Source organism: Mesorhizobium sp. BR1-1-13, assembly GCF_020165515.1.
Taxonomy (GTDB): domain Bacteria; phylum Pseudomonadota; class Alphaproteobacteria; order Rhizobiales; family Rhizobiaceae; genus Mesorhizobium.
Map to the genome: position 1 here is coordinate 81,809 of NZ_JAIUIH010000009.1, position 13,705 is coordinate 95,513.

The 13,705-nt window shown below is 63.5% G+C and carries 12 protein-coding genes; 2 read left to right on the forward strand and 10 right to left on the reverse strand.

Annotated elements, in window-relative coordinates; translation table 11 throughout:
* The first annotated feature begins 4 nt into the window (after positions 1-4).
* Positions 5-940 carry a dimethyl sulfoxide reductase anchor subunit family protein gene (locus tag LB533_RS20685; RefSeq protein ID WP_224678147.1) on the forward strand — a complete coding sequence of 312 codons (936 nt, stop codon included), beginning with the start codon at positions 5-7 and terminating at the stop codon, positions 938-940.
* 5 nt (positions 941-945) lie between these two features.
* Here LB533_RS20685 and pdeM read toward each other — a convergent pair whose 3' ends face one another.
* The 5 genes from pdeM to LB533_RS20710 form a co-directional block, all read right to left on the reverse strand.
* Entirely contained in the window at positions 946-1,662 is a 717-nt protein-coding gene (gene pdeM / locus LB533_RS20690; protein ID WP_224678148.1) for a ligase-associated DNA damage response endonuclease PdeM, read from the reverse strand.
* Positions 1,659-4,208 (reverse strand): ligase-associated DNA damage response DEXH box helicase, encoded by a 2,550-nt coding sequence (locus tag LB533_RS20695; protein WP_224678149.1) that lies wholly within the window; start codon positions 4,206-4,208, stop codon positions 1,659-1,661. The genes pdeM and LB533_RS20695 overlap by 4 nt, the downstream gene beginning before the upstream one ends.
* A 98-nt stretch (positions 4,209-4,306) precedes the next feature.
* Positions 4,307-5,167: an NlpC/P60 family protein gene (locus LB533_RS20700; protein ID WP_224678150.1), complete on the reverse strand. Its 861-nt coding sequence runs from the start codon at positions 5,165-5,167 to the stop codon at positions 4,307-4,309.
* 29 nt (positions 5,168-5,196) lie between these two features.
* Positions 5,197-5,547, reverse strand: a complete 351-nt coding sequence (locus LB533_RS20705) for a MarR family winged helix-turn-helix transcriptional regulator (RefSeq protein ID WP_140513216.1) — start codon at positions 5,545-5,547, stop codon at positions 5,197-5,199.
* A 77-nt stretch (positions 5,548-5,624) separates the two neighbouring features.
* Positions 5,625-6,989: a leucyl aminopeptidase family protein gene (locus LB533_RS20710; RefSeq protein ID WP_224678151.1), complete on the reverse strand. Its 1,365-nt coding sequence runs from the start codon at positions 6,987-6,989 to the stop codon at positions 5,625-5,627.
* A gap of 130 nt (positions 6,990-7,119) precedes the next feature.
* Here LB533_RS20710 and LB533_RS20715 point away from each other — a divergent pair, with 130 nt between their 5' ends.
* Positions 7,120-7,941 (forward strand): tetratricopeptide repeat protein, encoded by an 822-nt coding sequence (locus LB533_RS20715; RefSeq protein WP_224678152.1) that lies wholly within the window; start codon positions 7,120-7,122, stop codon positions 7,939-7,941.
* Between the two features lie 82 nt (positions 7,942-8,023).
* On the opposite strand, the gene LB533_RS20720 is transcribed toward LB533_RS20715, so the two are convergent.
* Genes LB533_RS20720 through LB533_RS20740 form a run of 5 tightly spaced genes read right to left on the reverse strand, consistent with a single transcriptional unit; the run spans position 8,024 to position 13,692 of the window.
* Positions 8,024-9,040 carry a type II secretion system F family protein gene (locus tag LB533_RS20720; RefSeq protein ID WP_140496706.1) on the reverse strand — a complete coding sequence of 339 codons (1,017 nt, stop codon included), beginning with the start codon at positions 9,038-9,040 and terminating at the stop codon, positions 8,024-8,026.
* Positions 9,041-9,049: 9 nt separating this feature from the next.
* Positions 9,050-10,063 carry a type II secretion system F family protein gene (locus LB533_RS20725; RefSeq protein WP_140639942.1) on the reverse strand — a complete coding sequence of 338 codons (1,014 nt, stop codon included), beginning with the start codon at positions 10,061-10,063 and terminating at the stop codon, positions 9,050-9,052.
* Between the two features lie 29 nt (positions 10,064-10,092).
* A complete protein-coding gene (locus LB533_RS20730) occupies positions 10,093-11,601 on the reverse strand; it encodes a CpaF family protein (protein WP_140639943.1) in 1,509 nt (502 codons plus the stop codon).
* Positions 11,602-11,630: 29 nt separating this feature from the next.
* Positions 11,631-12,914 carry an AAA family ATPase gene (locus LB533_RS20735; RefSeq protein ID WP_411908880.1) on the reverse strand — a complete coding sequence of 428 codons (1,284 nt, stop codon included), beginning with the start codon at positions 12,912-12,914 and terminating at the stop codon, positions 11,631-11,633.
* 40 nt (positions 12,915-12,954) lie between these two features.
* The gene (locus LB533_RS20740) at positions 12,955-13,692 is read right to left on the reverse strand and encodes a CpaD family pilus assembly protein (RefSeq protein ID WP_140639945.1); all 738 of its coding nucleotides are present in this window, start codon (positions 13,690-13,692) and stop codon (positions 12,955-12,957) included.
* Positions 13,693-13,705 lie beyond the last annotated feature (13 nt).

A 13,705-nucleotide genomic window follows, 5' to 3' on the forward strand; every position in this document is an offset into this window, starting at 1 on the left:
CCCCATGCATCCAGCCTTCTCCGTCGTCTTCTTCACCACCGCCACCGGCGCCGGCTACGGCCTGCTGGCGCTGCTCGGTCTGCTGGCGCCACTTGGCGTCATCGCACCCGATTTCTGGCTGGGCTTCATCAGCATGGGACTGGCGCTCGGCCTGATCACCGCCGGCCTGTTGTCCTCGACCGGCCATCTCGGCCGCCCCGAACGCGCCTGGCGTGCCTTCTCGCAATGGCGTAGTTCCTGGTTGTCGCGCGAAGGCGTCGCCTCGGTCGCCACCTTCGTCCCGGCGGGATTGTTCGGCATTGGCTGGGTCATTCTTGGCCGCACCGATGGCTGGGTCGCCGCCGCCGGACTTCTGGCAACCATTGGCGCCATCATCACCGTCTGCATGACCGGCATGATCTATGCCTCGCTGAAACCCATCGCTCAGTGGCACAGCCCTTACACCTTGCCCGGCTATGTCATCTTCTCGGCGATGAGCGGCAGCGTGCTTCTGGCCGCGCTATGCCAAGGCTTTGCCGTCGGTTCTAAAATGCTTCTGGCGGCCTGCGTACTGCTGACCCTGCTCGGTTGGGCCTGGAAGCTTGCGACCTGGCGGTACAACGACCAATTGGAAATCCCCACCAACGCCAACACCGCAACCGGGCTTGCCGGGGGGACGGTTAGGTCGCTGGAATGGCCGCATACCGAGGAAAATTATTTGCTCAAGGAAATGGGTTTTCACATCGCGCGCAAGCACAGCGCAAAGCTGCGGCGGATCACCCAACTCCTGGGCTTCGCGCTGCCCGCCTTGCTGCTGATTGCCGCGTTCGTGTTGCCATGGCCTTTCACGGCGCTCGCATCGGCGTTCGCCGCGGTCACACAGTTTGCCGGCATGCTGGTCGAGCGTTGGCTGTTCTTCGCCGAAGCGAAGCACACGGTCACTCTCTACTACGGGAAATAGCGGCTTCAGCCGGGTCGCAGCATCGAGCCCGAAATCGCAAAGATGCGGTCCGTGCCGAGCATATAGGCCATCAGCGATTCCAGGCGGAACAGGCCGGCATAGGCGCGGTCGAGCACGTTGAGCGAGCCGGTATAGGCGCCGAAGGCGGGCATGATCATGCGGCCGCCGTCGCCGGCGAAACAGCGCCGCCGCACGGAACGGCCCTGCTGGACGATGCGGGCGCAGGGATGGAGATGGCCCGATATCTCGCCCTCGACGCGCAGCTTCGACGGCTCGTGCCGGAACAGCAACGAGCCGATGGCGAGTTCGCGCACCGTCTCGCCCGGCAGGCCGGCCGGCGCCTCCGGGTCATGGTTGCCGGCCACCCAGAACCAGTCGCGGCCCGCCATCAGCGCCTCCAGCCGTTCGCGGAAACTTCGATGCATGCGCTCGGCGCCGCCGCCATCGTGGAAGGAATCGCCCAGGCTGATGACGATTGCCGGCTGGTAGTCTGAGATGACGGCCTGCAATCGCAGCAAGGTCGCGCCGGTGTCATAGGGCGGGAGCAGCGTGCCGCGCCTTGCCAGCGACGAGCCTTTTTCCAGATGCAGATCGGAAACGGCCAGAAGCTTGAGCTCGGGAAAATAGAGCACGCCGCGCGGATCGCAGACCGCACGTTCGCCGGCGATGCCGACCAGATCGGCCTCGCCGATCAACGATGCGCGCGCCAGCGAAAAATTCATTCCTCAGCCATCTCCGGCCCCATGGCTTCCTCAACCAGCGTCGCCGCGTCCATCAGCAGCGTCTCGTCGGCTTCGCCGTGGACCGGCATCTTGCCGATCTCGAGCATGATCGGCACGGCGAGCGGTGATATCTGTTCGAGGTTCTTATGCATGATTCGACCTTGAATGCGCGAGAGCATGTCCGCAAGTCTGCTGACATCGAGCAGGCCCGCCGCCGCATCCGCGCGCGTCGCCTGAAGCAAGATGTGATCCGGCTCATGGCTGCGCAGGACGTCATAAATGAGGTCCGTCGAGACGGTCACCTGACGCCCACTCTTCTCCTTGCCGGGATGACGCTTTTCGATCAGCCCTGAAATCAGCGCGCAATTGCGGAAGGTACGCTTGAGAAGCCAGCTGTCGGCCAGCCAGGCCTCCAGGTCGTCGCCCAGCATGTCCTGGTCGAAAAGGGCACCCAGCGAAGGTTTTTGGGCCCTGAACATCAGGCCCATATCGTTCAGTGACCATATCGCGAGGGCATAGTCTGTGGCGACAAAGCCAAGCGGCCTGGCGCCGGCCCTGTCCAGACGGCGGGTAAGCAGCATGCCGAGCGTCTGGTGGGCCAGCCTGCCCTCGAAGGGATAGGCCACCAGATAATGGCGGTTGCCGCGCGGAAAGGTCTCGATCAGCAGATCGTCGCGTTTGGGCAGCACCGATTTGTCGGCCTGGAAGCGCAACCAATCGGCCACCTGCTCGGGCAGTTTCTTCCATCGCTGCGGATCGTCCAGCATGGCGCGGACCTGTTCGGCGAGATAGGTCGAAAGCGGGAACTTGCCGCCGCCATAATAAGGCACCTTCGCGTCGCTGCCGGGCGCGTTAGAGACGAAGCACTCATTCTCGCGAATGCCTTCGAAGCGAAGAACTTTGCCGGCAAACATGAAGGTATCGCCATGCGTCAGCGTCTCGAGAAAAGCCTCTTCGATCTTGCCTAAAACCCGGCCGCCGCGCGACGCGGAACCCTTGCTGCCGGCCTGGACATAACGCACGTTGAGCGCCGGCACCTCGATGATGGTGCCGACATTCAGCCTGTATTGCTGGGCCACGCGCGGATTGGATACCCGCCACAACCCATCCTTGTTGAGGCGGATGCGGGCGTATCGTTCGTAGCTCTTCAAGGCATAGCCACCCGTGGCGACGAAATCGACGACGCGGTCGAATGTCGGCCGATCGAGGCCGGCATAGGGAGCGGCCGACCGCACCTCCTCGTAAAGATCGTCCGCGCGGAACGGCGCGCCGCAAGCGCAGCCAAGGACATGTTGCGCCAGCACGTCGAGCCCGCCATCGACCAGTGGAGGCGTATCCTGCGCGCCGAGATAGTTGGCGTCCAGCGCTGCCCGGCATTCGAGCACCTCGAAGCGGTTGGCCGGGATGAGGATGGCTTTGGACGGTTCGTCCATGCGGTGGTTCGCGCGGCCGATGCGCTGTGCCAGCCGGCTCGCTCCTTTCGGTGCGCCTACATGCACGACAAGGTCGACGTCGCCCCAGTCGATGCCGAGGTCGAGCGTCGAGGTGGCGACGATGGCGCGCAGCGCATTGTCGCCCATCGCCTTCTCGACCCGCCGCCGCTGCGCGACATCGAGCGATCCGTGATGCAGCGCGATCGGCAAGGTATCTTCGTTGACGCGCCACAATTCCTGGAACAGCAACTCCGCCTGGCTGCGCGTATTGACGAACAGCAGGGTCGTCTTGTGGCGCTTGATCTCGCGGTAGATCTCCGGCGTCGCGTAGCGCGCCGAATGCCCGGCCCAAGGCACGCGCTCTTCCGAGTCCAGGATGGATATTTCGGGCTTCGCGCCGCCGGTAACGACGATCAGTTCGGCCATATCGGGGCTTGCTGTATTTTCGGGCGGATTCTGGCCGACCAGCCAGCGGCGCAATTCATCCGGTTCGGCCACAGTGGCGGAAAGGCCGATGGTCTGAAGCTCGGGCCTGAACTGACGCAGCCGCGCCAGGCCAAGCGCCAGGAGATGACCCCGCTTCGAAATCACCAGCGAATGCAACTCGTCAAGCACGACATAGCGCAGGTCCTCGAAGAAACGCCTGGCATCGGGTGCCGCGATCAGCAGCGCAAGCTGCTCGGGCGTGGTGAGCAGGATGTCGGGCGGCACCAGCTTCTGCCGCTGGCGCTTGTGCGCCGGCGTGTCGCCGGTGCGGGTCTCGATGGTGAGGGAGAGCCCGATCTCTTCCACCGGCTTGCCGAGGTTGCGCTCGATGTCGACAGCCAGCGCCTTCAGCGGCGAGATGTAGAGCGTGTGGATGCCGCGATGCGCCTGCCCCGGCTTTCGCCTGGCCCTGACGGCCAGTTCAGTTAGCGAAGGCAGGAACCCGGCCAGTGTCTTGCCGGCGCCGGTCGGCGCGATCAGCAGCACCGACTGCCCTGCTTGGGCCCTCGCCAGCAATTCGAGCTGGTGCGCGCGCGGCGACCAGCCTTTCTCGCCGAACCATCTGAGGAATGGTTCGGGCAGGACGACGGCGGCATTCTGGTCGGCGAGGCGCGGCTTCTCTGTCACGCGTCAGAGGTAGCGCGACGGCGCGCGAACGCCAAGAACAATCGGAACAAAAGGTGATCGAGCAGTCTCCTTTCCCCGGGGGGAAGGGAGGATCGGCGCTACGGCCGCCGGAACCCCGTCGGCCCGCCGTAGAGATAGCCGATGCGGGCGACGGCTTCCTTCAGGCCTTCGCGCGACACCAGCATGGTGTGGCCGTTGGCGTGGATCATGGTCTCGGCATCGGTCATGATGGCGACATGGCCTTTCCAGAAAACGAGATCGCCGCGGCGCAGGCCGGAATAATCGGGGCCCGGATCGAGCGGCCCGCCGATGCTCTGCGCCTGCATGTCGGAATCGCGCAGGACATCGGCGCCGGCCATGCGCATCGCCAGTTGCACGAGGCCGGAGCAATCGATGCCGAAGCCGGAGACACCACCCCAGAGATAGGGCGTGCCGAGAAACGTCTCGGCCACCGAAACATAGTCGGCCGCCAGATTACTGAGCGGCCGCAGGTGACCCGCTATGATTGCCTCACCGGAGGGCAGGACGGCATAGTGGGTGCCGCGCGTTTCGGCGGACCCCGTCACCGTGACGGTGGACCCCATCGACAGCTGTCCCGTAATCGGAAGGCGCAGATCCGGGCCGGGATAGAGGAAAGTTCGGGGCACGGAGACGATATGGGTGAGCGCATGATCCCGCCCGCCCAACATGGTGTCGGCGACATAGCCGACATAACCGTCCCGTTCGGCCTGGATCCAGGCCCAGCCCTCTCTGTCCTCGAAAACGAGCACGTCATCGCCGAATAGGGCTTGCGTGTTGACACCAGCGTCCGGACGCGGAGCCTTGCGGATATCGGCAACCGGGATCGAAATCCGCGCAGGCCGGCCGGCGACAAAGCGGTCGGCAGCGACCTCTCCTTTCAATCTCGCATCGGCAAGATCGGGCCGAAAGGCGTGGAGGCGGGCATCCCTGGCGGTCAAATCAGTTTATCCATTGAAGTGGCTGGTCGTCAGATAGGCAGCTCTTGTGCTTTGGCGATGATACCATCACCGAAGCGCTCGACAAAGAGCGCGCCTTCGACCGTGCGCTTGATCAGCACGTTGCGCTTGTCGAGCTCGTCGCGATGGCGCGACACCAGTTTGAGCGCGCCCATCGTGTCGAGCGCCCTGGTGATGACCGGCTTGGTGACGTTGAGACGGGCCGCCAGCCCGCGCACCGTGTGCGGCGGCGGATCGAGATAGATGGTGAACAGGATAGCCGTCTGGCGCATGGTGAGGTCGGGCGCGTCGTCGCGCACCTGCGACAGCATCACTTGCTGCCACAATCGCAAGGCCTGGCTCGGGCGCATCGAAATCGACATCGCACGAGAATGACGGCAAATTGTTTCGGTTCCGTTTCAGTTTCGGCAATCTGCCGGCCGTGAGAGTCGCCGCCACATCAGCCAAAACGCTTCGAGATGACGTGCTCCAGTGCCCGGATGCCTTGCGCCTCGCCGCCGGCAGGTCCGTGCGGACGATCGGCGGGGTTCCAGGCGAAGATGTCGAAATGCGCCCAGCTTGCCGTCTTCTCGACAAAGCGCTTGAGAAACAGCGCCGCGGTGATGGAACCGGCGAACCCATCCGTGGTGACATTGTTGATGTCGGCGATCTTCGACGACAGCTTCGCATCATAGGGCCGCCACAGCGGCATGCGCCACAGCGGATCCTCGACCGCCAGCGAGGCGGCCGCCAGTTCCGAGGCCAATGCCTCGTCGCCGGTGTAGAAGGGCGGCAGGTCCGGACCGAGCGCGACACGGGCAGCGCCGGTCAGTGTCGCCATGTCGACAAGCAATTGCGGCTCCTCCTCGTCGGCCAGCGCCAGCGCATCGCCCAGAACCAGTCTTCCCTCGGCATCGGTGTTGCCGATCTCGACTGACATGCCCTTGCGGCTCGCCAACACGTCGCCAGGCCTGAAGGCGTTGCCGGCGATCGAATTCTCGACGGCCGGGATCAGCACGCGCAGCCGCACGTTCAATCCGGAGGCCATGATCATCGAGGCCAGACCCAGCACATTCGCGGCACCCCCCATGTCTTTTTTCATCAACAGCATGCCGGACGACGGCTTGATGTCGAGACCGCCAGTGTCGAAACAGACGCCCTTGCCGACCAACGTCACTTTCGGGGCGCTCCTTGGCCCCCAGCCCATGTCGATAAGGCGCGGCGCACTGGACGAAGCCCGGCCGACGGCATGGACCATCGGGAAATTCTGCTCGATGAGGTCGTCGCCCTTGATAACCGACACTTCGGCCTTGTGAATTTCGGCCAAGGCTCGAACCGCCTTCTCCAGCTCGCCCGGCCCCATGTCGCTGGTCGGCGTGTTGACAAGGTCGCGCGTCAGGAAGACGCCTTCGACGATGCGGCGAACGCGTTTTGCCTCTACGCCGGCCGGCAATTCGAAGCGCAGCGCCTTGCCCGGTTTCTTGCCATAGCGGGTAAAGACATAGCCGCCGAGGGCCAGCGCGATTGCCGCCAGTTCCGGCCGGGCCGGCGAGGAGGCGAAATGCCAGTCGCCCTCCGCCAGGCTTTTCGCCAGCGTGCCAACGGCCAGCGCGCCCTCGCCGTCGCCAATACCGAACAAGGCACCGCCGAGCGCGCCGTTTTCGGCAGGCACTATCAGCGTCCTGCCCGCTTCGCCGGAGAAGCCGTTGGCCCTGGCCCACGCCACGGCAGATGACGCCAGGCCGGCCGTCTCCAGACCGTCCTTGGCCACCAGGTGGACAGGAAGCGGGTTGTTCAGCTTGTTCTCGACCAGTTCCACTGACATTCGATGTTCTCCTGCCGACGTCCGTCGATTCGGCGCTTCTTAACTGTCCGTTAGGGTTAACAGAATATTTCTTCGAGAGGGAAGATGGACACGCAATGGCCGCGCGCATGAATGGAGGCCCAGGGTGCCGATGCCGACGAACCGCACGATGAACGCCACCGGAAGGCGGCTCATCACCACGGCCTTCATGCTCGCGCTGGCCGCAGGCGTTGCCGGCTGCGGAACCGACAAGATCAGCACAGGCTCGATCGCACGCACCAGCGGCAAGCCGCTGGAGACCATGTCGGCGGGAGAATTGCACAATGCGACGGCAGCGCTTGGCCAGTCCTATGCCAGGAATCCCAACGACAAGCGGATAGCGACCAACTTCGCCGCGGCGCTGCAGATGGATGGCGATGCCGACCAGTCGCTTGCCGTGATGCGCAAGCTGGCGATCGCCTATCCCAAGGATCGCGACGTGCTTGCCGCCTACGGCAAGGCGCTGGCCGCCAACGGCCAGTTCGAGGCGGCGCTTGACGCCGTGCGCCGGGCGCAGACGCCGGAATATCCCGACTGGAGGCTGGTGTCGGCGGAAGCGGCCATTCTCGATCAGCTCGGCCAGAAGGACGACGCGCGCCAACTCTACCGCAAGGCGCTGGAACTCAAGCCGAACGAACCTTCGGTGCTATCCAACCTTGGCATGTCCTATGTGCTGGGAGGCGATCTGCGCACCGCCGAAACCTATATGCGCTCGGCCGCACAGCAGCCGAATGCCGACAGCCGCGTGCGCCAGAACCTGGCGCTGGTCGTCGGCCTGCAGGGCCGCTTCGACGAAGCCGAGAAGATCGCCTCGCAGGAGCTGTCACCCGAACAGGCGCAGGCCAATGTCGCTTATCTCAGGCAGATGCTGGCTCAGCAAAATGCCTGGAGCCAGCTCAAGGACCAGGACAAGGCGAAAGCCGCGACCAACTGAGCGACACCCCGCCACCGAACCATGCATAAGAGAACCGCGCTGCGCCAGCCGCGCGGTTTTTCTTTGGATCGGCCAGATTCACCTACTGGCTGCTGGTTTCGTGCGCCTGGCCGAAGATGCCGCGCTGGCTGACCTGGATGCCGGCAGGGCCGAGGATGATGGCGAACAGCACCGGCAGGAAAAACAGGATCATCGGCACGGTGAGCTTGGGCGGCAAGGCGGCGGCCTTCTTCTCGGCGGCGTTCATGCGCTGGTCCCGGCTTTCACCCGCGAGCACGCGCAACGCATGCGCCACAGGGGTGCCATAACGCTCGGCCTGGACAAGTGCCTGCGACACCGACTTGACGGATTCCAGGCCGGTGCGGCTGGCGAGGTTCTCATAGGCCTGCTTGCGCTCCTGCAGATAGGAAAGCTCGGCGTTCGTCAGGATGAATTCTTCCGCCAGGGCCACCGATTGGGCGCCGATCTCGTCGGCGACCTTGCGAAGTGCAGCTTCCACCGACATACCAGACTCGACGCATATCAGCATCAGGTCAAGCGCGTCCGGCCATGCCATCTGGATCGATTGCTTGCGCTTGGTGGCGCGGTTGTTGACGTAGACGACCGGTGCGTAGAAGCCGCCATAGGCAACGAGGACGCAGACGAACAGCCGGATGAACAGCGGCTGCTGCGGCAGTCCTCCGAGCACGAATATGTAGATCACGCCAAGTGCGAAGCCGACAAACGGAAGCACGAGGCGGAAGAAGAGGAACCGCGTCAGCGGGTTCTGCCCACGAAAGCCGGCAACCTTGAGCTTCTGCAAGGTACCCTCGTCGGCGAGGGCGCGCCGCAGGTCGAGCCGGTCGACGATGTTGCGCATGCCGATCGACTGTTCCTCGCGCAGGCCCTTGCGGCGGCGATCCGCCTCGCTTGCAAGCCGCGCGCGCTGCTTGGCGCGCAATTCGTCGCGTTCCAGCGCGACCGACTTCATGCGCGCCTTGAGCTGGTTTCCGCCAAATGCCGGCAGCAAGGTGAAGACCGTCGCGAACACGGCGATGCCGACCAGCAGCGCGATCAGGAGGCCGGGATCCGTCAGTGATTTGACGACTTGTTCGGTCATGCCGCGGCCCTAGACTTCAAAGTTCATCATCTTGCGCATCACGAAGATGCCGATCGACATCCAGACGGCCGAAACCCCCAGGATCAGGTTACCGATGCTCGTGGTGAACAGCGGCATCAGGTAGTTGGGGCTGGAGAGATAGACGAGAAACGCGACGATGAAAGGCAGCGCGCCGATGATGGCGGCGGACGCCTTGGCTTCCATCGACAGTGCCTGGACCTTGGCCTTCATCTTCTTGCGGTCGCGAAGCACGCGCGAAAGATTGCCCAGCGCCTCGGAGAGATTGCCGCCGGCCTGCGACTGGATCTGAATGACGATGCCGAAAAAGCTCGCCTCGGTGCATGGCATGGTTTCGGGCATGCGCAAGGTGGCATCCGGGATCGACAGGCCCATCTGCTGCGAATCGACGATGCGGCGAAACTCGGCCTTGACGGGCTCCGGGGATTCATTGGCGATCAGGCGCACCGCATCGTTCAGCGGCAGGCCGGATTTGACCGCGCGCACGATGATGTCGAGCGCGTTGGGAAATTCATTGAGGAATGCCTTGACCCGCCGCGCGCGGCGAAATGAGACGAACCAGCGCGGCAGGCCGAGCGCACCGGCCAGCAGCACGCCAGGCAAAACAAAAAGCGGCGCCCCCACCACAAAGGCGATGATCGTCAGGGCTAGGCCGCAAATGGCGGAATAGATATAGAAGCGTTCGATGGAAACCTTCAGGCCGGCTTGGCGCAGTTGGGCTTTCAGCGGCGGTTTCTTGACCGCACTGTCCTTGGATTTCTGCTTCTCGTCGAGTTCCTTCAACGAATCCTGGACCGACTTGCGTCTTTTGGCCGCCTCCGCCACGCGATCGCGCGAGGCCTTGACGACGGAGCGATCCGTCTCCGCGGTCTTGATCGTTTCCAGCCGCTTGCCGGCCTGCTTTTCGTTGGTGATCCGGGTGAACAGGAATGCATAGGCGACCGCGCCGGCGCTGAAGCCGGCGAGCACGACAAACGCCAATACGGTGCCGTCAATTCCAAACATCGGTCAGAACCCTTACGCCTGCAGCAGCGTCAGTCAGCGCGTTTCTCCATCGCCTCAAGCGCTATTGCGAGGCGCTGCTCCTCGCCATAGTAACGGGCGCGGTCCCAGAAATGGGGGCGACCGATGCCGGTCGAAACATGCTCTCCCAGCAGCCGCCCATTCGCGTCCTCGCCCTTGATGTTGTAGAGGACGATGTCCTGCGTGATGATGACGTCGCCTTCCATTCCAATCACCTCGGTGATGTGAGTGATGCGGCGCGAGCCGTCGCGCAGGCGTGCAGCCTGGATAATCACGTCGATGGAGCCGACGACGATTTCGCGCACGGTCTTCTGCGGCAGCGAAAACCCGCCCATTGCGATCATGGATTCGATACGATTCAGGCATTCGCGCGGGCTGTTCGAGTGGATCGTTCCCATCGAACCGTCATGGCCGGTGTTCATCGCCTGCAGAAGGTCGAACACCTCGGGTCCGCGCACTTCGCCGACGATGATGCGCTCGGGCCTCATGCGCAGGCAGTTCTTGACCAGATCCCGCATCGTCACCTCGCCTTCGCCTTCGAGGTTGGGCGGGCGGGTTTCCAGACGGACGACATGCGGCTGCTGTAGTTGCAGTTCGGCCGAGTCCTCGCAGGTGATGACGCGTTCCTCGCGGTCGATGTAGTTGGTCAGGCAGTTGAGCAGCGTCGTCTTGCCCGAGCCGGTGCCGCCGGAGATGACGATGTTGCAGCGAACACGGCCGATGATCTTGAGAACCTCGGCTCCTTGCGGCGAGATGGCGCCGAACTTCACCAGCTGATCGAGCGTCAGCTTGTCCTTTTTGAATTTGCGGATGGTGAGCGCGGTGCCGTCGATGGCGAGCGGCGGCGCGATGACGTTGACGCGGGAACCGTCGGGAAGACGCGCATCGCAGATCGGGCTGGATTCATCGACGCGGCGGCCGACCTGGCTGACGATGCGCTGGCAGATGTTGAGAAGCTGCTGGTTGTCACGAAAACGAATGCCGGTCTGTTCGACCTTGCCGTTGACCTCGATGTAGACGTTCTTGGAGCCGTTGACCATGATGTCGGCGATGTCGTCGCGGGCGAGCAATGGCTCGAGCGGTCCATAGCCAAGCACGTCGTTGCAGATATCCTCGAGCAGTTCTTCCTGCTCGGCGATCGACATCGCGAAATTCTTGATCGCGATGATGTCGTTGACAATGTCGCGGATTTCCTCGCGCGCGCTTTCGGGATCAAGCTTGGCGAGTTGCGACAGGTCGATCGTGTCGATCAGGGCGGCAAAGACCTGGCTCTTGGTGTCGTAGTAGGTTTCGCTCTTTTCGCGCGTCGCCCGCTTCGGCTCCGGAGCTATCGGCGGCGCCTCGACCGCGCGGCGGGCCGGCGGTGCAACAGGAGTGCTCGACGCAGGTGCGGCCGCCGGCCTCGCAAGAACCGCCGTATCGGCCGAATCCGCGACGGCTGGCGCGGTCGGCGCCGGTGCCGGCTGGCGGAATTCCGGCTTGAACCGGTTGCCGTCGTCGCTGCCTCTCTTACCAAACATGATCGACTACCGATTCCACTGAAGAAGCATCATTTCTTGTTGCGCGAAAGTTTGCCGAGCAGGTTTCCGAGACCCGCTTTCTTTTTCACCCGGATTTCGCTGCGGCCGGTCAGCACATGGGCAATTTCGTTGATCGTGGCGACAACCGGGTTCTTGGCATCCATTTCGCCCAGCATGCGCCCATTGTTGGCGGCGTTGCCGAACAGCAGCGGGTCAAAGCCAATGATCGCCATCGCGGCCAAGCCGAGCGGCTCGGCGAAATCGGACGGGGAAATCTCCGGACGCTTGGGCACGCCGGCCTGATTGATGATCAGTTTGGGCGGCGAGTCGTTGGGACGAAGCCGTTTGAGCATGTCGACCAAATTCTTGGTGTTGCGCAAATTGGCCAGTTCCGGCGTCGCCGTGATGACGATTTCATCGGCCTTGATCAGTGTGTTCTTGGTCCAACCCGTCCAGACATGGGGAACGTCGAGCACCAGGAGCGGCACGGTGCGCTGCGCGGTGTCGACAAGCTGCGTAAAGGCGTCGGGATCGAAATCATAGACGCGTTCGAGCGTCGAGGGCGCGGCGAGCAGCGAAAGGTGTTCGGCGCACTGGGTCAGCAGCCGGTCGAGATAGACTTCATCGATGCGCTCGGGCGAAAATACCGCTTCGGCGATGCCTTGCGCGGGATCCTGGTCGAAATTGATGTTGGCCGTGCCGAAAGCGAGGTCGAGGTCTGCGACGACCACCTCGGATTTGAACAGGGAGGACATCGCCCAAGCCACGTTGTGGGCGATGGTGGAAGAGCCGACGCCACCTTTGGCACCGACGAAGGCGATCGAGCGGCCGAGCGGCTCGGCTTCCGGATCGACAAAGATCGACGATATGACGCTGACGACGTCGGCCATCGACACCGGCGCGATGACATATTCGGAAATGCCGGAGCGGATGAGTTCGCGATAGAGGCCGACATCGTTGTAGTGGCCGATTACCACCACTTTGGAGGACGGGTCGCAATATTCCGAGAGCTGCGCGAGTTGTTCCAGCAACTGCTTGGGTTCGCTGCGCGACTCCAGCAGGATCAGGTTCGGCGTCGGCGCCGACTGGTAGAATTCTATGGCGGTGGGAACGCCGCCCATATGGACCTTGAGATGGGCCTTGGTCATGCGGCGGTCCTCGCCGGCGCGCTCGACTGGATTGGCGACACCCTCGGTCTCGCAGAATGCCTGGATCGAGATACGCGGAACCGGCCGCAGCGCCTGCATCGCGGCGATGTCCTGCGGCGAGGTCTCACCGCCGTCCATGGGGGCGTCATAGGCAAGGTTGCTCATGGTCATCTTTCCGTGACTTCTCTTTTCCTTAGGGCGCGGCTCAGTACGTCACTTCAGAATTGCCGAGGAACTCGTCCGAAATATCCCTGCTGCGGTAGACATCGATCACCGCGCCACGATTTTCCGCGTCGATGGTGGTCTGCTTGCGCGGCCCGATCAGGTCGGCCGGATTGGCCATCTGGGCGGCGAGATTGTTTTGATAGGAGCAGCCGAAATCGGCATAGTGTTTGTTCTCGGACGTCTCCAGCAGGTCATCTGGCCATCGTCCGCATTTGTCGGTCTGGGCCTTCACCGCGATATAGGCGACCCGGATCGGGGCGGATGTCTCGCTCGAGGCAGCCTGATACGAGACGACCACGATCCGGCTGCGCTTGACGCCGGCGGCAACCGCGAGCCGGGCGAAATCGCGCGCTGCGGCGGCGGCGGCGACCTCGTTGGCCGAGCCGCTCGGAACCTGGATCGTCAGCGTCGGGGCAGCACTCTTGTCATAGCCGTCGAGGAAACCCAGGAGCGTGTCGCGCTGCGAGCCGGTCATGCCGCGGTCACCCGCGCCGACAGGTAGGTCTATCTTTTGGTTCTTCTCGGCGATCACGATCGGATGGTTGGTGCGGTAGTCGTCTGGAATGGCGCCGACGGTGACACTGTCGCGCTGGGCGCAGCCGCCCAGCAACGCCGCCATCGCCACCGCCAGGGCAGGAATGGCGCGCTGGAGAATTCGCGAACGGCCGGAGCGCGTGGTCATGGCGATGGTCCTTGCCTGCAATGCTGACTGAGACATGTCCGCTTCCCCG